This is a genomic window from Pseudoalteromonas sp. MM17-2, from assembly GCF_022347945.1.
GTDB classification, from domain to species: Bacteria; Pseudomonadota; Gammaproteobacteria; order Enterobacterales; family Alteromonadaceae; genus Pseudoalteromonas; species Pseudoalteromonas ruthenica.
Genome location: NZ_JAKRFV010000007.1, coordinates 197,608 through 215,652 on the forward strand (window position 1 = coordinate 197,608; position 18,045 = coordinate 215,652).

An 18,045-nucleotide genomic window follows, 5' to 3' on the forward strand; every position below is an offset into this window, starting at 1 on the left:
TCTTATCCTCTGTTGTTATAGAACTTCCATGCCAACCCAAAGCCAAAGGCAACACTGTGGTTGCGCTCCACCAGTGGGCTATCACGCCACTTTGCATCCTTGATGCGATAATACTTTACAAACCCGCCAAACCACCAGCGCCTTGAGTCATAACTTAGCCCCAATGACACTTCTTCACCGCCATATCCGTTACCACTGGTGTATTCGCTGCGCAGTGAATTAGCGGCCGCCGTTGGCACTGCATAAAAGTAGTCGGCGTATTGTGAACTGGCATAATTAACTGCCAAGCGGCTGGTTAACGTGATGCTTTGTGCTCCTTGTTGCCACAATCGCTGCCGCCACTGGGCATAAGGTCCAGCCTTAAAGCCAATATCATCAATGCGAGTGAAATCCGTCGCCAGTGCCTTACGGGTAAACACGCCAAGCTTAAAATAACTAGGTTGGTTATAGTGGCCGACAACATAATAATCCAATGCGGGGCCCAACTCGAACACCCAGTCCAAATCATCCATGCCTTCGCGTGCTTTACTCTCACCGCTGTCTACTGCAATTCCAGCAGTGGCAGAGATGTCCAAATGCCAGTTATTATACTGCCATAAGTAACCGGTGGCGCTGCGCCTATCAAGGTTTAAGCGTTCAGAGCGATAGCGCACATAAGGCACTGGCAACGTGTAGCTTTTTGACTCACGGGCACCGATATAAAGCGGAATATTAGCATGAAATACCCCCGCTCCAAGCTCAAGCTCTGCACTGACACTCGAAGCGCTGTACAGCGCTAAAATAAACGCAAAGCACCTCGTTATCAAGCTCATGGCATGCGCTTAAAAATCAGGGATGTGTTAATGCCACCAAACGCAAAGTTATTACTCATGACATAGTCACACTGTAATTTGGTTGGCTGGCGCAGATAATCCAGCTGTGCGCACTGTGGGTCAACACTCTCAAGGTTAACGGTAGGCGCAAACCACCCCTCACGCATCATTTCGATACTGGCCCACGCCTCGATGGCTCCACACGCGCCTAACGTGTGACCCAGGTAGCTTTTTAGCGAGCTAATGGGTTTACGGCCAAGGGCATTAAAGGTGGCATGAGATTCGGCAATGTCACCGCGATCGGTGGATGTGCCGTGAGCGTTAACATAGCCTATTTGTTCGCCATTGAGCTGGGCATCATCAAGGGCCATGGTAATTGCTGTTTGCATGGTATCGCTGGTCGGCTGGGTCACATGCTCACCATCGGAATTACAACCAAAGCCGACAATTTCCGCATAAATCGTTGCACCACGTGCTTTGGCGTGCTCGTACTCTTCTAAAATCAGCGTTCCCGCGCCCTCACCTATCACTAGCCCATCGCGGTTTTTATCAAATGGCCGAGGCGTATGCTTAGGTGCATCATTACGACAACTGGTGGCGTATAAGGTATCGAAAACGGCGGCTTCGGTCACACAGAGCTCTTCGGCGCCACCGGCAACCATGGCTTTTTGTCGGCCGAACTTAATGGCCTCATAGGCATAGCCAATGCCTTGTGAACCCGAGGTACAGGCGGAGCTCGTGGTGATCACCCGGCCTTTAATACCAAAAAACACGCCAATATTAACTGGCGCAGTATGGGCCATCATCTGAATATAGCTAGTTGCCGTCACGCCACTCATCTGCCCCGATTTCATCATATCAGCGAAGGCAATAAGCGGCGGCGTTGAGCCAGTTGACGAACCATAGGCAATGCCGGTATCGCCATTGGTAAGCGCCGGGTGCTCAAGCAAGCCTGATTGCGCCAATGCCCGCTCGGTGGCCACCGTGGCCATCAATGCGACGCGCCCCATAGAGCGCACCATCTTACGTTTATAGTGGCTAGGGCGCTGAAAGTGCGTCACCGGCGCCGCTAATTTGGTATTCAAATCAGCTACATCTTGCCATTGCTCCATCACCTTAACGGCGTTGTCACCCTTCTCTAGCGCACTGCGCAGGCTCGGCCAGTCATCCCCTAGTGCCGTAATACAAGACATCCCTGTAACCACAACCCGTTTCATTACACTAACCCACCGTTGACTGAAATAACTTGGCGGGTGATGTACGCCGCCGGATCAGAGGCTAAAAATGACACCGTTGCCGCGACCTCTTCAACTTTGCCCATACGCCGCATCGGCACATGTTTTAATAGCTCCTTGGTATCGAGCTGCTCGGTCATTTCCGTGGCAATCAACCCAGGGGCGACACAGTTGACGGTAATTTTACGTTTTGCCAACTCCAGCGCTAATGCTTTAGTGGCACCGATGATCCCTGCTTTGGCGGCGCTGTAATTCACTTGGCCACGATTGCCAGCAATGCCAGATACCGAAGCTAGAGTAATAATACGTCCACCCTGACGGGCACTGACCATTGGCATGACCGCCGGGCGGACAACATTATAAAAACCATCTAAGCCAGTGCTAATAACCGTATCCCATTCATCGTCGGTCATCGCTGGAAAGGCGGTGTCGCGCGTGACTCCAGCGTTACACACCACACCGTAATATGCACCATGTTCGGCAATATCTTGCTCTATGCTTTGGCTTGCTGAGTCTCTATCGGTGACATCAAAGCACAGTACTCGCGCACTGCGGCCCATAGCTTGGATTTGCTCACTGACTTTTTGAGCTTGCTCACGCTGGGTGCGACAATGCAAGATAATGTCAAACCCTTGCTCGGCAAGGGCCAGCGCGATGGCCTTGCCTATACCTCGGCTTGAACCGGTGACTAAAATAGCTCTACTCATTGATTTTCCTTAATAAACTTCATCGGGTCGGCGGGCTGAAATACATTAATTTTGGCTTCGAGATAACGCTCGTTATCACATTCAATGGCGCAGTCGAAAACACTGAGCCCAGACTCGTCCTGCACCACTTGCGTGACATAAATATCCAGTGTGCTGCCAAGCTTGAAGACCGGCTTTAAACAGCGAATTTTTCGACTGCCTAATAAGAAGCCAATTTTAACACCACGCTGGTGCTGACAATCGTGAGCACCGGCATAGGCGGCGATACTCTGCGCCATATATTCGCTGCCGATATAACTTTGCACCCCATTGATATCACGCTGGTAAAAAGCACTGTCTGGGGTAATGGTCACTTGGCAATGGGCGCTGTCACTATCAAACGAAATCAGCCCATCAATCAACACCATGGGGGGGCGATGCGCCAGCAATTCGCTTATAGGTCGATGGTTGTTGGTCACGCTATTTCTCCAATAATGACACTGGCGTTATTGCCGCCAAAAGCAAAAGAGTTACTCATACATGTTTTCGGCCGTTCCCGAGTGGGTTGTTGTACAAGATTAATCGTCGCCAAGGAGGCATCAAGGGCGTAGCCGCTATGATATGGCAGCGTTAGGGTCTTCCCTAAACGTTGCTGCTCTATCAGCAGCCAACATAATCCAGCCTCTATTGCGCCGGCGGCACCCAAGGTATGGCCGGTAAGATGCTTCGAGGAACTTACCAGCGTTTGCGCGCCGATGACATCGGCAATGGCCCGAGCTTCCATGGCATCATTTTTTACCGTTGCAGTACCGTGGGCGTTGATGTAATCAATATCTGTGGCTGTCAAAGCCGCCTCGGCCAACGCCTGGTGCATTGCCGCTATGGCACCTTGACCTTGCGGCTCGGGTGCAGACATATGGTACGCATCGGAGCTACTGCCACAGCCTAATAACGCACAGCGCGCTGAGCCAAAATCCGCTGAGCGAGTCATAATGAATAAACCCACACCTTCGCCAATATTAATGCCATCACGCTGCTGAGCAAAAGGCTTGCAAATCCCGGCGCTGGTCGATGCCAGTGCTTTAAAGCCATTGACGGTCAATTGGCATAAACTGTCTGCGCCGCCACAGATGACCGCATCAGCCAGCCCTGCTTGTAACATTGCTTTGGCGCTGCTTAGTGCTTTACTGCTAGAGCTACAGGCGGTGGAAATACTGTAGCATGGCCCCTCTAAGGCAAGCTTATCGCGAATATACTGCGCAGGGGCATCCAATGATTGCTGGTGGTAATGATAGTGATCCGGCCAGCTACCATGGCGGGCTTGCTGTGCTCGAGCACGCTCACCATCATAAATATCAGCGGTGCTGGTGCCGATGATTACGGCAATACGATGCGCTGCTACGCGGCTGCGCAGCTTATCTAAGGTATTAGTTAATTGCGCCAAAGCAAGGTCAATCATGGCGTTATTGCGCCCGGTGCTATCAAGGGGCAAATTAGCGACCTGACCTAAATAGGGGGTCATGCCTTCATTATCTAGCCCAGCGACTTGAGCCAAACCGCTGCGCTGTTCGCCGCTCAGGGCATCGAGATGGGCACTGGTATCCGCTCCTAATGCGCTGACAAGCGCGAGGTCGTTTAACCAGGCGTTCATAACCCCACCTCGGTAAATATAATTTGGTATTGATGCATATAATTAGTTAACGTTGTTGTGGCGCCTTGGTACTCTATGCGCAGTAATAGCGTGTGAGCACGTTTAATTTCCCTCACTCGGGTCGCGCCGCGCTGGAATTCCTGTATTTGCGCCCCTTTTAACTGCGCCTTGAGTTGCTTCATCGGCCAATGCACCAATTGTACATCGGCCAAAATGTACTCTGGGTCAATCGGCAGCGTGGCTAACTGAGTGCTTACGCTGATTTTCTCATCATCACTATAGGCCATGGACAACAGCGGGATACCTGCCCCCGAGGTCAACACTAAGCGCAGCTCACCGCTTTGATTAACGGCCAGTTGGCTCAGTAGTGTAGCACTGCGCTCAGCCCGAGAAAAAGTCAGCTTTTTTTGCCACTGTTGCTGATGTAATGACGGCGGGGCAACACCCATATCGAAGCTCACCCCAGCGGCCAAGTCAACGCTATTGGCGTTGCGCTCTGGCACCGCAGTACAGGCCGATAACACGGTGACAATAATTATCCATATAGCCCGCATTATTGAGCTTCCATGTTACACAAGGTCGCAAGCACATCAAGACGACGCTCACTTTGTGCCACATAGGGATTAGTTTCATCCCAGGCATAGCCTGCCAAAATGGCGCTGATCATGCGCCGCACATCACTGCGCTGCTGTGGGTAAAAAATAACATCCTGAAAGCGGCCATCGTACCAAGCGAGGACAAAGGTTTTAAAGCACTCTACCCCTTGTTTAAGTGGTTGGGCGAAGTCTTTGTCAAAATCGACTTTTTCACCACGCAAAAAGCCATCGACGACTGGCGCTGCCAATGACGCCGATTTCAATGCAATCGTCACCCCAGATGAAAACACCGGATCAAGAAACTCCCCGGCGTTCCCCAATAAGGCATAGCGCTTGCCATACAAGCGACTGACATCCGCAGAATAGCCGCCTAAGCGCTGGGTATCAGTGATTGCCTGCGCCGAGTCAAGCAACGCCGCTAGGTTCGGCTCTTGGCCTACCAGGCGCCATAAGTTTTGCTGCTCACTGAGGGCCTCATCAAAGTACTCGGGCTCACCCACCACGCCTAAGCTGGCGCTACCATCGGCAAAAGGGATAAGCCAATACCAGATGTCGCGATGCTGCGGGTGCACGGAAATTAAAATTTTGTTTCTATCAAAATTTGCGGCGCTGATATGGTCGTTGATATGACAGAAGTAGGCCGTTCTTGTGGGCAAACTAGAGCGGCGCTCTTGGTCAAGTAAGCGCGGCAACACCCGGCCAAAGCCACTGGCGTCGAGCACAAATCGCGCTTGCAGCCGATAGCGTTGCTGCGCGCTGGCCACAGACAGTTCGATATGCTCATCATGTTCTTGCAGCGCTTCAACTCGATGGCCGTAGCGAATCTCCACCCCCTGGGCCTGGGCGGTATCGGCGAGTAGCTTGTCAAACGCTGCACGTTTGACTTGATAAGTAGTGCCACGCCCTGCAGAGAACTTGTCGGTAAAGTCGATAGCGGTATCCGTTCCTTGATAATGAAACGCGGCGCCATTTTTAAACTGAAAACCCAGCTCTTCGGCATGCTTGTCTACGACCTCGTCCATGCCGGCTTCGCTAAGGTAGGCCATACATTGCGGCAGTAGGCTCTCGCCGATGGAAAAGCGCGGAAAATGCTGACCTTCAAGCACCACCACGTGCCAACCACGCTGGCGCAACAGGGCACTGACTAACGCCCCAGAGGGACCAGCACCGATGACCACAACGTCCGTCTGTTCAGTCTGATTTATCATTTTTATTCTCAATACTTAGTGGCGCTACCCAGTAAACAACAATAAGCCCGATCAGCACGGCAGCACCGAATTGGCTGATAGCGGGGGTATTCGAAAACACTAACATCGCGAATACCGCCAAGGACGACAACGCTGACAGGCTAATGGCAACAAAGGTGGTCGGCTGGCGCCCTGATTGCTGATAAAAAATAAAATAATCAACAGCTAACGCTAACACTAAGATAAGCCCCAAGGTATGAAATACCGACAGGGGCATAACGATCGCAATAAGGGTTACCACCAGCAACGCGCTGAGCGCCAACCAAGCAACCATGGCAGCCCCTCTGCGCAGGCCAAAAAACGCTATAAATACAATGGCTATGGCCAAGACTGCGAGCGCTAAAGCCCAATGAATACTGTGATGAAAGTGCGCTAACATGGCGCTCAGCTGGCCGGGCACATCCACCAACTGCATATCTTCAAACTCTGCCAGATAACCGCTCAGCGAGGCATGTTCAAGCGTGCTGACGGTGCTCAATGAATAAAAATATGGGCCTTGTTTGATAGGCGCAAGAAATACATCGGCCAGTGGCCCTTGAGCAAACTGCTCATAGCTCAACAGGGTATTTGCATCCGCTGGTAGCGCAGCGCCGCGTAATTGCGCCAAAAAGCTAAACCGTCCCTGCTGCTGCGCCTGGCGATAAAGAGTTAAAGCCTGTTGTTGGCTTTGCTGGCTAGGCAGGGCCACGCTGAGACCCTGAAATCGCCCTTGATGCAATTGCACAAAACTGCGCACGCGCTCTTCGTTTATTAATAACTGCTCAATGCTTTTGCCTCGCACTAGCACCTGAAACGTTGGCCCATCACCATTTAAGTACAAATGATGGCGCTTTTGCGCTTGCATAAGCTGCGCTGAGCTTGCATTAAAGCTGGCGATAGAATCGTTGACATGTGGCCACTGCACACTCAGCAACAAGCCACTCACACCCGCAAGAGTCAAAGCGATGACGCCTTTGCGCCGGCGCAGTCGAGCAAACAAGGTTAATGCACAATCGGCGGTACTCAGTGCCAGGGGGCGTAATTGCGTAGGTTGCTGGGCACGGATCACCACAAAGCGCACGAAAAACCAAGCGCCGCACAATCCAGCAACAATAAAAATAGCGACATCTTGCAATAAGCTCATTGGCGCTGTGAAAAAGCAGGCGTAGCCGAGTGCTGTCGAGCCAAGTGCCAACAATAACCCGCGTTTCAGTGCCACGCTGTAGCTATTGCTTTTTTTGGCTCTGTCGCTCAGCGCATGCAGCGCGTAATCGATGGCGACACCAATTAACGTCGTGGCGAACACTAAACTCAACACATGCAGTTGTTGGCGCAGCAATAAAAGCGCTAGCGCGCCTGCGAGCACTGCGCTGCTTACGGTTAATAAACTCACCCACAGTGGCCAAACGCCGCGTATGGCGAGCAACACAAAAACAGCGAGTAACACCAGGCTCGCCAAGCCAAAGCGATTCATCTCCCATTGCGCTTGCTCCGCATTTTCACTGTTGTGGAATAGCACTCCAGAGTATTCAATCTCGGTTTCTGGGTGGGCTTGGCGAAGCGTACGAACAGCGTTTACAAGCTCCGCTGCCAGGGCATTGTTTTGCCATATTGTTGCTGTCGTCGTCACCTCACTGACCAGCAGCCAAACGGGAGGCTTATCTCCTTGGCGCCATTGTAACTTACCATCGACGAGCCCTAACTGCTGACCTGTTGCAAAGGTGTCTAAAAAGCTAAAGGTTGCTAAGGATGGGTCATCACTGATACTGCTTGATAACCAAGGTGAGGCAGTCTGCGATAATTGCCGCTGAGCATAGTGACTAAAGGCCGTGGGTGAGCGCAGCGCTTGTTGATAGCCCTCGCTCATGAGCGCACCACGATAAGGCTGGTAGAAATCGGCGATACGCTTAAGTGTCGGTTGTACTTTAACCTTAAGCGACGGGTGTTGTTGCAGTTGCTGCGCCAGCTCATGGTAAGCATTGACCGCCGTTTTTCCACTGAAGGAAAACACCAACTGGTTTTGCGCCGTACTTGATAGTTGCTGTTGCGCGCTATAAAACTGCGCATCAAGGGCTTGAGTGGGCTGGCGCTCTAATAAGGCCAACATATCAGCACTGATACGCACTTCTTTCAGTGTCCACACCGCTACTGTGCAAAGCAGCAGGAAGATGGGCCAAAGTACGATGCCTACAGACCTTACCCAGCTGCTCACTGCGTCGCTCCATTAGGGGTAAGGATGATTTCAGTGCGAGTGCCTTTTCGCTCATACAAGCCAATAAAACGCACCTGCTGTTGGTTGTCTTGGCAGCTGACAAGATGCGTGAACAAGCTTTTTAACTCTTGGCTTTGCGCCAACAGTTTAAGGCACGACCAAGGCTTGGCGGCAATCCGCTCGGGCCGGGTCGCAGGTTCGCTAATAAAAAACTGCGCCAGTTGCTGCGGGTCCTGCTGTAATAGTGCCTGTAATAAAGAGCTATAAGCACCACTTTGCGCCTGTTTAACAAATTGATCTTCACCTTGTCGCTCGAACACGCCCTCACCATCAATACGCAGTACATTTTCTATCGGCGTTTGGGTGTGCCACCAAAGTTGCTGCGCCGTGAGACGATAACTGCCGGTGCTGACAAAGGCGTTATCAAAGCCAGCGAAGTGCTTATGTTGCTCAAACTGCCCTTGCTGCGCCGCTGTCATAAAGGAGCACAGCATCATCAACACCGATAGCCACTTACTCACGATATCACCTGCGCTAGCTTGTCACCGATAATGCGTGGCGACACAAATTGCATTTCTTGGGTGGCTCTATCGACCGCCACTTGCACGGTATAGGCCTTCGTGAGGCGCTTATTCGAGGCACTGTCGAAGATCACGTAGTCAATCTTCAGCCGCGTTTCATATTCTTTTAGGTAAGCCTCTACGCGAATGCGCTGCGTAAAAGAGGCCGAGCCTACGTACTTAATACGCATATCGACAATAGGCCAATCATAACCAGAATCGCGCATTTGCAAATAGTCGTAATCGAACTTGCGCAACAACTCACAACGCGCAACCTCAAGGTAGCGGGCATAATTGCCATGCCAAACAATTTGCATTGGGTCGCAATCGTGAAATGGGATCTCAATATCAACGGCTGCGCTCAATAGCGTATTTTTATTATTCATAAAGGGTCCAACGCTGGTTTTGAATGTACTCGATGGTTTGCCGCAGGGTGCTCTCCAGTGGCCGGTCTTCTTCGAGATTAGCAAAATAGCCACTGATGTCTTGGTACATGCTCGCTATGTCTTCGCTGAGCGCGCTTTGTTGCAACTCGCCGCGCTGAATACGCAGCCGCAGACCTTGCACTGCCGCCAACAGCGTGCATGCTAACACTTGCTCGGTCAACTCCAACACCCGCAAGCAATCTCTAGCGGCGATGGTGCCCATACTCACCTTATCCTGATTGTGACATTCGGTGGAACGGGAAAAAACACTCGCCGGCATGGTTAACTTTAACGCCTCGGCGGTAAACGCCGAGGCGCCGATCTGCACCGCTTTAAAGCCATGGTTAATATAGCGGCGCTGCTGTTGGGCATCACTGAGATTACTAGGCAAGCCGTTGTTATAACGGGTGTCCACCAAGGACGCTATTTGCCGGTCGGCAAGATCGGCTAAATTAGCCACCGCATTTTTCATGCTGTCCATGGCCATGGCGATATGGCCGCCATAGAAATGCCCGCCGTGCAACACATGCTCCCCTTCACCATCGATAATGGGGTTATCGTTCGCGGAGTTCAGCTCATTTTCAATAAACTGCCGGAACCACGGCAAACTATCGGCCAACACGCCAATAATATGTGGCGCGCAGCGAATAGAGTATCTATCTTGCAAGCGGTCGGCATTGCGGGGATGGCTATAGTGGTTGAGATCGTCACGGATCCATTTTGCCACTTGCTGTTGGCCGCTGTGCGGTTTCACCGAGAATAGAATCTCATCAAAGTGATGGCTATTGCCTTTAAGGGCGATAGAGCTCAAGGCGGTAATACGAGTAGCTAGCTTTACGGCATAACTGGCACGCTCAAAGGCAAGGCAGGCCACTGCGGTCATCACCGCTGTGCCATTCATCATCGCTAAGCCTTCTTTAGGACGTAGCGTAATCGCCGTTAAGCCGCTTTGTGCAAATGCTTCTTGGGCGCTCATTACTTGCTCGTTAAAGCGTACCTCACGCTCGCCGACTAAAGCACCGGCCACGTAAGACAAAGGCGTTAAATCGCCACTGGCCCCCACCGACCCCTCTTGCGGAATAAGCGGTAAAATGTCGTGGTTAATCATATCACGCAGTAAGTGCAACAGCTCCCAGCTAACACCTGAGTAGCCTTGCGTCAGTGATGCTAAACGGGTCGCGAGAATCGCCCGCGTTTGCGCAGCACTGAAATGTGCGCCTAAGCCGCAGCCATGAAAGCGGGTTAAATGCAGCGGCAGCTCTTTCACCAAATCCAGAGGAATATCTACGGTCACCGAGTCGCCATAGCCGGTGGTCACCCCGTAAATGACGCCTTCTTTTTCCAAGAGTTGATCTAAAAACGCAACCCCTGCATCAATCTTGCGCTGCAGATGCGCTGAGGTGCTGATCTCTGCATTCACTGAAGCATGGGCAAAGGCGACAATATCTTCAATGCGCAACGGCTTTTCGCCGAAATGAATCGTTTGACGGCTAGACACGAATTAGCTCTCCTTGTGGCGCGCGCTGTGCTCATCACGCTGCCAAAAATCAAAAAAATTAAACCATTGGTAAGGGTACTGCTGCACAACAGTCTCTAGCTCCTGCACGTAATCTTGGATTATTTTCTGCAGCGCCTGTTGCCTGCTCTTGCGCGGTAACGACAAGCCGTCGCTGTATTTGTTAAAGTGCACATCAAAGCCGCGTCCGTTGCGCATGCAAAATAGCCAATAAATGGGGCACTCCAGTAGCGCAGCTAAAATAAAAGGCCCTTGCGCGAACGGCGCGGGGCGGCCTAAAAAGGGGCAGTTTTGCACGCGCCCGATTGCCGTGGTGCTGGTTCGATCACCGACGATAACCACAAACTCCCCCTGCTCAACCTTGGTTTTCAGTAAAATTGCCAAGTCCGGGCCGAGTTCACTTACCTGGATAAGGTTAACTGAGACATTAGGGTTAATGCGTTGCAAGGTGCGGTTAAACTCCACTGCATGATGGGTAAACACCAACACATTGATTACGCAGTGGCTATGGCGCATACCTAACGCCCGGCATACCTCCAAGTTTCCCAGGTGGGAGCCGATAAAAATAGCGCCTTGCTTATGCGCCACTAAATCATCAAACAAATGCTGATTACGATAATTGATTTGCGCTGGGCTAATGCGACCTAGCCAAGCATCAATTTTATCAAAGGCACTATCGGCAAAGGTACAAAAATGTTTCAGCCCGGTGCTAAAACGCCACGGTGGCTGAGTGCTGTTGTACCTATGTAAATTCTGCCAGTACTGCTTTGAGGCTGTGCGCGCCTTGCCCCCGGTAAGGTAAAAGTAAAACACCACAGGAAAAAGAAACACCCACAGCACCTTGCGACCAAAGAGCTTGTAGACCGCCAATAAAAACTGCATGCCCCAATAACTGCCGCGCTCCTGCATTTTCGACCAATGTGTTTGGCTCATGAGTCTACCCTGGGCTTGCGCAGCAATAACTTAGGTAGCCGAGGCAGCATAGCGAAAAATAATCGCGTATGCAGCCAGCTAATTTTGAGATTATCGTGCAGCGGCTGAAAGTGTGACACGCCCTGCTCTGGATAGATCACCTGGGTATCGATAAACAGCGAAGGAACACCTCGCCAATACAGACGCACCATGACCTCAATATCAAAATCCATACGCGTCCCCAGGGCTCGGCTATCAAACAAGGCGATACACGGGGCCAGTGGATAAACACGAAAGCCACACATGGAGTCTTTAATCGACAGGCTCAGGGTTTCTACCCACACCCAAAAGTGGGTGATATAGCGGCTTAAATAACGATGCTTGGGCACCGACTCATCATACACCGGACGACCGCTGATTAGGCAATGGGGGTGTGCCTTGGCTTTAGCGATAAGCTTTTGCATATCGGCCAAACAATGTTGACCATCGGCGTCTACTTGCAAGGCATGAGTGTACCCTTGAGCATAAGCCCAGCGTAGCCCAGTTTGCACTGCCGCGCCTTTGCCACCATTAACCTGATGCCTAAGCAAATGTAAACAATCAAAGCGCTCGCTTAATTGCTGCAAATAATGCTGTGCCGAAGCCACACTGCCATCATCCACCATCACAATATCCAGGCCCATAGGCTCAAGTTCAGCAATGACATCGGCAATCACCTGAGTATGGTTATAGTTGGGGATCACAATGCACAGTTTCATGCGTCACTCGCAAACACAATACGGCCACTGGCATGCTGGCCTTTGTGCGAATAATACCGAAAAGTGAACTTGTGCTCGCTTTTTTTCTCAAGCGCTAAGGTCACCTCCAGCCCTGGGGTCATGACCACCTGAAACTTGAGGACTTCGACGTTTTCAACCGCATTATGGTAGCCAAAATATTTGCGTCCATAGTGGATGGCCCAATCCAGTTGCACCACCCCGGCCAAAATCGGCGCATCGGGAAAGTGGCCCTTAAAGTAATCAAGCTGGGGCGCAAGCGATAAGGTTAGCAATACCTCATCCGCTTGCTCATCAACGCCAACAATATCGGGGTGAGTGACTTTAAAATCAGTCAAAATACGACTCCAGTTCACTGGGCACTAATTTGCCTTGTGAGTTGTAAGGTAAGCTTTGTAGATAGCGCCATTTACGCGGCAAACAGACCGCTTCAAATTCTTGACCAAGGTGCACTTTTAGGGTTTGGCTAATATGTTTACGCGGACATTGTTCGAACTGATGTAGGCCCTCGCGAGTGAGCACCACAAGCGCACCAAGGCGGCCCGTACTTAGCTGCATAATGGCCGCATGCTTGACCCAGGGGTGAGCTATTAGCCGGGCCTCCATACCCACTAGGTTTACCCGCTTTTCCGCCACTTTAACAGTGCGGTCGGCGCGCCCTAAAAGCATAAACTCGCCGTTGCTTAACAGCTGAACTTTGTCATCTAAGCGTATTGGCTCGTCTAACAATGGCGATTTTAGTGTTAATTGTCCGTTGTGACGCTGCAATGCGACACCTGGGAATGGCTGCCAAGGCATAGCGCCGCTGGTGCTGACTTGGCGATAAGCAATGCCACCGGTTTCTGTACTGCCATACACTTGGATAATGGCGCGCTCGAACTGCTGATACAAGTGTGTTGCATCGCTGTCCTCTAGCGGTCCACCGGAAGAAAATAGCAGTGCGAGATTGCTGCGCTTGCCAACGAGGACATTATCTTGCACTAACCGCGAATACTGCGCTGGGGAGGCAATCAGTACCCAGTTGCTAGGCGCTTGGGAATCAATATACTGCGCTAGGTGCTCAGGATAGTGGAACATTGGTCCGTGCCAGCAATGGCCGAAACGGGCAGGCCATAATACTTTAAAAAGTAAACCGTAAATATGCTGATGGGACACCATAGCCACAAACCGGGGTGATTCAGTAGCAAGGCGAGCCATAAAGGTTTGCTCGAGTGTGTTAAGCTCGCGATTTATCGCTGTCCAAGTTTTGTATATGGCTTTCGCGGGGCCACTGCTTCCTGAGGTAAAGAAGACTAACCGACCGCTTATTTTATCATTTGGCCAATAGATATTGTCATTGCGTTGCTCGGCCAATGATGAGGTGGACGTAGCGTCGAGCGCCTCATCAATATAGCTAAACCCGCCTTCAGAGGCTGCACTGTGTTCGCCGCAAAAAAATGCACTTAACTCACGCATTCTCGCTAGAGTCTGCGGTTGCGCATTGGGCGGTAAGATAATGTCTATGGGGGTTTGTGCTAACGCCATGAGGCGGATAAAGAATTCAACGCTGTCGCTGTGATACAGCACCACTGCTGTGCTTATATCTAGCTTTTTATAATGTGCGCTAAACGCATTGATACGCTTAATCAGTGTATCAGCAGTGATGAAGGCGTGCTCGTCACTGGCACAATTTGGCGCCAATAGGTCGATTAATTTATTTAAGCTGTCCATTGCTCTTTAACCACATTCTATAAGCAAACTCACCGCCACCCAAAATGCCCATCGCTATATAGGCGACTAAGCCATTGTACACAGTCCAAAGCACCATATCTTCTAGTAGCACGGTGTAGGCAGCAAGAGCCGCATTGAGCACAAAGAAAACGGACCATATTTGCGTCACTCGATAGGTGTAACGCACGCCTTGGTCGCTTAATTGTGGCTCGCGCAGTCTTGCAAAGCGCTCTATCATGCTGGGTTTATGCACCAGTGTATAAGCGAACGCTGCCGCCATAACAAGATTAACAATCACCGGATACCATTGCAGTCGCTGAGGCTGTGCGCTCACTAAGGCACTGGCCACTAAAATAACGCCTGCCACGGAAGTGGGTAATAGCCAGCCACCCAGCACTTGAATACGCAAGCTCAAAGCGGCACGAATAATAAGCAAAGCCAATAACAGCCACATGATTTGTTGACTATATCCTTGGGATAAACCGAGATACACCAATACAGGGTAAGCCAGCAAACAAATAGACAGCAGCGTGTTAATAATTGCTTTGAGCATGAGGAGCCTTAAGCGACTAGTTTATGTACTTCGTCAACCACATCCGATACCGTGCGCACCTGCTTAAAGGCTTCAGGCTCGATCTTTTTACCGGTGATTTCACGCAGCTTCACGACTAAATCGACGGCATCAATGCTATCGAGATCGAGATCTTCATACAAGCTAGCTTGCATGGAGATATCATCGGCTTCAATTTCAAAGTCGTTTTCTAAAATGCCACGTAATACGTCGTAAATTTCAGCAGCGGTTTTCATGTCTTCTTCACTCTTAGGCGTTGTTGCGGGATTGTTCGATAAACTCGGCGAGCGCATTAATTGAGGCAAAATGCGCTTTGGTTTGCTCTGAATTGGCATCAATTTTCACATTAAACTCTTTTTTAATCGCCAAGCCGAGTTCTAAAGCATCGATGCTATCTAGACCAAGGCCGTCAACAAACAAAGGTTCGCTGTCATCAATGTCATCAACGCTGACATCTTCCAGGTCTAAACTGTTTATAATTAGTTGTTTTAGTTGTAATTTTAACTCATTCATAATTTTTCTACTTGGTTATGAAAATAGGTTTGCAAATACCGTGTCAGCGCGCGCGATTGCACACTTACCGGTTGTTCATCTTGCAGCCGTGGCTGCGGCTGCTCTTGGGCAACTTGCAGATGCATGTGCGCTTTCACGGGCGCCACTCGATACCAAGGCACCCCTTTAGTTAAAGTGCTCGGCTGCATTGTAATTAACACCGCCCTTATGGGACATTGTGCTCGTAAAGCAATATTTGCCGCTCCACGCTTAAAACGGTTTAGGTTGCCACCGTGAGAGCGCGTACCTTCCGGAAATATAATGAGGTTATTACCTTGTGCTAAAGAGCGCTCACAGTCTTCGAGAAGACCTTGTGGGTCGGCATTACTTATATAGCCAGTGCTTTTTATCACCCCACGCATGAACGGGTTTTTAAATAAGTGGGCTTTAACAACACAATCAGCATTGGGAATGGCAGATATCAGTACCACTACGTCAATGAGGCTGGGGTGATTAGCCAACACCAACTCCCCTTTTAGCGTTTTCAGCACCTGTTTGTCATACACGTGAAAACCAATAACGCCCAAGGTATCCATCAATGCCACGAAGAAGCGAAAGCTATAATGCACCACTTTTCGAGCCCGAGCTTGACGCACATGCGGGTCTTGATAACACATACGCTGCAACGGGAAGACCAATACACTGAGCACAACACCGCCAAGACCAAAGACACTGAAACAAAACCCTGTGCCCAGCACACGCCAACAATAGTTCAGTTTACTGAGCATAATGCCAACGCCACTTTCCTATATCTATCGACTGATTGTGGGTTGCGGCGTGCGCAAACCGTAACGCCGATAAAGACGGTTCTGGTTGAGCATCAAGCAACTCTTGAAGGTCATAGCCATGCCCATTGATATTTTTTTTCAGTACTAGAGCAACACAATGATCCACCTGTTCTTCGTCAGCGTATTGCGCGTATATGTCAGGGAGTGCCCTATCCACATGAAGAAGTAAAACACGCTCAGTATCACCACTGTGTAACTGCAAGTAAGCTTCGATGAGCGCACTTGAGAAAGTGCTCCGACCACCTGCAATCGCAGTTACTGCAGCGGTATTGTTTGTTAGTATTGATAACAAACCGGAAACTGCATTATGTACGGAAAGACCAAATTGAGTTGGCGATAATGGCTGCTGCTCAACTAATTGCTCGAGTAAGTCAGACGTTTTGTGTAAATCCCCGTGACGCGAGGAGAACACAACAGGCATTGCGTGTGCATCTGTATTAACCATATTGGCACAGCTAAGCGCCATTTTCGCAAATAAGCTCAGACGCCGGCGCTGCATCGGCTTCACCCAGCTGACATCAATGTCGCTGTTAATTGTTGCCAAAGAAGCAATAACGTCTGTCATTACTGGGTCTTTGATCTCAGCCGTCGGCGGCACATACATCGCTAACTTTTCAACAGCACACTTCATCGCTAAAGTCCGTTTTCCACAAGGGCGCAAATAGTACTGGATTGTTATTTAAATAGCAAAAAATGTAGCACTAATTAACTGCAGGTTAAGGGAGTGAAGTGTCCAAGCAGTGCCCCAGCTATTGCAGGTTATCGACAAAGAAGTGAATGGCGAGTGCGCAACGCGCACTCTAACTTTGGGCGTGGTTGCTTTAGATATAGACGACGGCTTGTTTATCTATTATTTCCGGCTGCGCGTCGCCAACTAGCTCACCGCGTTGCAATTGCGCCATGAGCGCCTTACCTTGGGCTTGCTGCTGCTCGCTCAGTGGCACATATGGAAGTCTAAACACCGGTTTAACCGCTGCGGTCATAGCCAACGCGGTATTGATAGCAACCGGGTTGGGTTCGCAAAACAGCCACTGCATGAGCGGCTTAAGCTCCTCATTGCGCTGCGGTTGTGGTGTGTGCATCAAATCACAAAATAACTCAGGTATCAGGTTGGTTGTTACTGAAATCACACCGTGAGCGTCAAACTCATGGATTGCATCATGCGCTTCGTCGTCGTTGCCTGACCAGCAAGCAATGCCCTGGCGCTCGTAGGCGGCAATACGTTCATTGCCACCGCACTCCTTAACGCCGACAAAGTTTTTATGCTGTGCAAGCGGAGTCATAATATCAGGAGTCAAATCCTGACCCGTACGCCCAGGTACGTTGTAAATAAACGCTGGGCCAATATCAAGAAGGCGGCTAAAGTGCTCCTTCAACCCCGCCTCAGAGGTACGCCCATAATAAGGATTAATCTGCAACGATGCATGCATCCCTGTTGCGAACCCATAGGTGGTTGCTTTAATCGCTTCGCGGGTGTTGTTACTGCCAGTATTTCCGACTATCAATAACTTATCAGCAAACTGCGAAACACTGTGGGCAATAAGCATCAAGTGCTCTTCCCAATTCATCAGTTGACCTTCACCCGTAGTACCGCCGACCACAATACCATCAACGCCAGCGGCGATTTGTCTTTCAACTAGTTTATCAAAGGTGGATAAGCATACCTCACCCGTTTGTGTATAAGGCGTCTTTATCGCCGTGATCACACGAGCTTGGCGTATTTTTTCCATTGAGCGCATAGAAATAATCTCATTTATTCTTTTATAGCAACATTTAATCATATCCATCGTCGCAATGGCAGATGCCTATGACTGATT

The 18,045-nt window shown here is 50.4% G+C and carries 21 protein-coding genes; all 21 read right to left on the reverse strand.

From position 1 onward, the window contains the following. Window positions 1-2: 2 nt before the first annotated feature. The 21 genes from MHM93_RS08455 to dapA all read right to left on the reverse strand — a co-directional run bounded on the left by MHM93_RS08455 (window position 3) and on the right by dapA (window position 17,967). The gene (locus tag MHM93_RS08455) at window positions 3-812 is read right to left on the reverse strand and encodes a MipA/OmpV family protein (protein WP_239448672.1); all 810 of its coding nucleotides are present in this window, start codon (window positions 810-812) and stop codon (window positions 3-5) included. After that, entirely contained in the window at window positions 809-2,029 is a 1,221-nt protein-coding gene (locus MHM93_RS08460) for a beta-ketoacyl-ACP synthase (RefSeq protein ID WP_130146898.1), read from the reverse strand. The genes MHM93_RS08455 and MHM93_RS08460 overlap by 4 nt, the downstream gene beginning before the upstream one ends. Beyond that, window positions 2,029-2,754, reverse strand: a complete 726-nt coding sequence (fabG, locus tag MHM93_RS08465) for a 3-oxoacyl-ACP reductase FabG (RefSeq protein ID WP_239448673.1) — start codon at window positions 2,752-2,754, stop codon at window positions 2,029-2,031. The genes MHM93_RS08460 and fabG overlap by 1 nt, the downstream gene beginning before the upstream one ends. Further along, window positions 2,751-3,212, reverse strand: a complete 462-nt coding sequence (locus MHM93_RS08470) for a hotdog family protein (RefSeq protein WP_239448674.1) — start codon at window positions 3,210-3,212, stop codon at window positions 2,751-2,753. The genes fabG and MHM93_RS08470 overlap by 4 nt, the downstream gene beginning before the upstream one ends. Next, complete coding sequence (locus MHM93_RS08475) at window positions 3,209-4,384, reverse strand: beta-ketoacyl-ACP synthase (RefSeq protein ID WP_239448675.1); 1,176 nt, start codon at window positions 4,382-4,384, stop codon at window positions 3,209-3,211. The genes MHM93_RS08470 and MHM93_RS08475 overlap by 4 nt, the downstream gene beginning before the upstream one ends. Beyond that, on the reverse strand, window positions 4,381-4,938 hold the full coding sequence (locus MHM93_RS08480; RefSeq protein WP_239448676.1) for a DUF3261 domain-containing protein: 558 nt from the start codon (window positions 4,936-4,938) through the stop codon (window positions 4,381-4,383). The genes MHM93_RS08475 and MHM93_RS08480 overlap by 4 nt, the downstream gene beginning before the upstream one ends. Continuing rightward, a complete protein-coding gene (locus tag MHM93_RS08485) occupies window positions 4,938-6,188 on the reverse strand; it encodes an NAD(P)/FAD-dependent oxidoreductase (protein WP_239448677.1) in 1,251 nt (416 codons plus the stop codon). Before MHM93_RS08485 ends, MHM93_RS08480 begins: the two co-directional genes overlap by 1 nt. After that, on the reverse strand, window positions 6,172-8,418 hold the full coding sequence (locus tag MHM93_RS08490; protein ID WP_239448678.1) for a hypothetical protein: 2,247 nt from the start codon (window positions 8,416-8,418) through the stop codon (window positions 6,172-6,174). The genes MHM93_RS08485 and MHM93_RS08490 overlap by 17 nt, the downstream gene beginning before the upstream one ends. Further along, a complete protein-coding gene (locus MHM93_RS08495; RefSeq protein ID WP_239448679.1) occupies window positions 8,415-8,939 on the reverse strand; it encodes a hypothetical protein in 525 nt (174 codons plus the stop codon). The genes MHM93_RS08490 and MHM93_RS08495 overlap by 4 nt, the downstream gene beginning before the upstream one ends. Further along, window positions 8,936-9,364, reverse strand: a complete 429-nt coding sequence (locus MHM93_RS08500; RefSeq protein ID WP_239448680.1) for a thioesterase family protein — start codon at window positions 9,362-9,364, stop codon at window positions 8,936-8,938. The genes MHM93_RS08495 and MHM93_RS08500 overlap by 4 nt, the downstream gene beginning before the upstream one ends. Beyond that, entirely contained in the window at window positions 9,357-10,901 is a 1,545-nt protein-coding gene (locus tag MHM93_RS08505) for an aromatic amino acid ammonia-lyase (RefSeq protein WP_239448681.1), read from the reverse strand. Before MHM93_RS08505 ends, MHM93_RS08500 begins: the two co-directional genes overlap by 8 nt. Before the next feature lie 3 nt (window positions 10,902-10,904). Further along, complete coding sequence (locus MHM93_RS08510) at window positions 10,905-11,852, reverse strand: acyltransferase (RefSeq protein WP_239448682.1); 948 nt, start codon at window positions 11,850-11,852, stop codon at window positions 10,905-10,907. Continuing rightward, window positions 11,849-12,589, reverse strand: coding sequence for a glycosyltransferase family 2 protein (locus MHM93_RS08515; RefSeq protein ID WP_239448683.1), 741 nt, complete (start codon window positions 12,587-12,589; stop codon window positions 11,849-11,851). The genes MHM93_RS08510 and MHM93_RS08515 overlap by 4 nt, the downstream gene beginning before the upstream one ends. Beyond that, complete coding sequence (locus MHM93_RS08520) at window positions 12,586-12,945, reverse strand: thioester dehydrase (RefSeq protein ID WP_045979919.1); 360 nt, start codon at window positions 12,943-12,945, stop codon at window positions 12,586-12,588. The genes MHM93_RS08515 and MHM93_RS08520 overlap by 4 nt, the downstream gene beginning before the upstream one ends. Next, window positions 12,938-14,317 carry an AMP-binding protein gene (locus MHM93_RS08525; RefSeq protein WP_239448684.1) on the reverse strand — a complete coding sequence of 460 codons (1,380 nt, stop codon included), beginning with the start codon at window positions 14,315-14,317 and terminating at the stop codon, window positions 12,938-12,940. The genes MHM93_RS08520 and MHM93_RS08525 overlap by 8 nt, the downstream gene beginning before the upstream one ends. Then, the gene (locus MHM93_RS08530) at window positions 14,301-14,870 is read right to left on the reverse strand and encodes a hypothetical protein (RefSeq protein WP_152441665.1); all 570 of its coding nucleotides are present in this window, start codon (window positions 14,868-14,870) and stop codon (window positions 14,301-14,303) included. The genes MHM93_RS08525 and MHM93_RS08530 overlap by 17 nt, the downstream gene beginning before the upstream one ends. Before the next feature lie 8 nt (window positions 14,871-14,878). Then, window positions 14,879-15,124, reverse strand: a complete 246-nt coding sequence (locus MHM93_RS08535; RefSeq protein ID WP_022945170.1) for an acyl carrier protein — start codon at window positions 15,122-15,124, stop codon at window positions 14,879-14,881. 13 nt (window positions 15,125-15,137) lie between these two features. Next, on the reverse strand, window positions 15,138-15,401 hold the full coding sequence (locus MHM93_RS08540; protein WP_045979917.1) for a phosphopantetheine-binding protein: 264 nt from the start codon (window positions 15,399-15,401) through the stop codon (window positions 15,138-15,140). Then, window positions 15,398-16,168, reverse strand: a complete 771-nt coding sequence (locus MHM93_RS08545; protein ID WP_239448685.1) for a lysophospholipid acyltransferase family protein — start codon at window positions 16,166-16,168, stop codon at window positions 15,398-15,400. Before MHM93_RS08545 ends, MHM93_RS08540 begins: the two co-directional genes overlap by 4 nt. Then, window positions 16,158-16,859, reverse strand: a complete 702-nt coding sequence (locus tag MHM93_RS08550) for a beta-ketoacyl synthase chain length factor (protein WP_239448686.1) — start codon at window positions 16,857-16,859, stop codon at window positions 16,158-16,160. Before MHM93_RS08550 ends, MHM93_RS08545 begins: the two co-directional genes overlap by 11 nt. Before the next feature lie 190 nt (window positions 16,860-17,049). After that, complete coding sequence (gene dapA, locus MHM93_RS08555; protein WP_239448687.1) at window positions 17,050-17,967, reverse strand: 4-hydroxy-tetrahydrodipicolinate synthase; 918 nt, start codon at window positions 17,965-17,967, stop codon at window positions 17,050-17,052. Window positions 17,968-18,045: the final 78 nt, after the last annotated feature.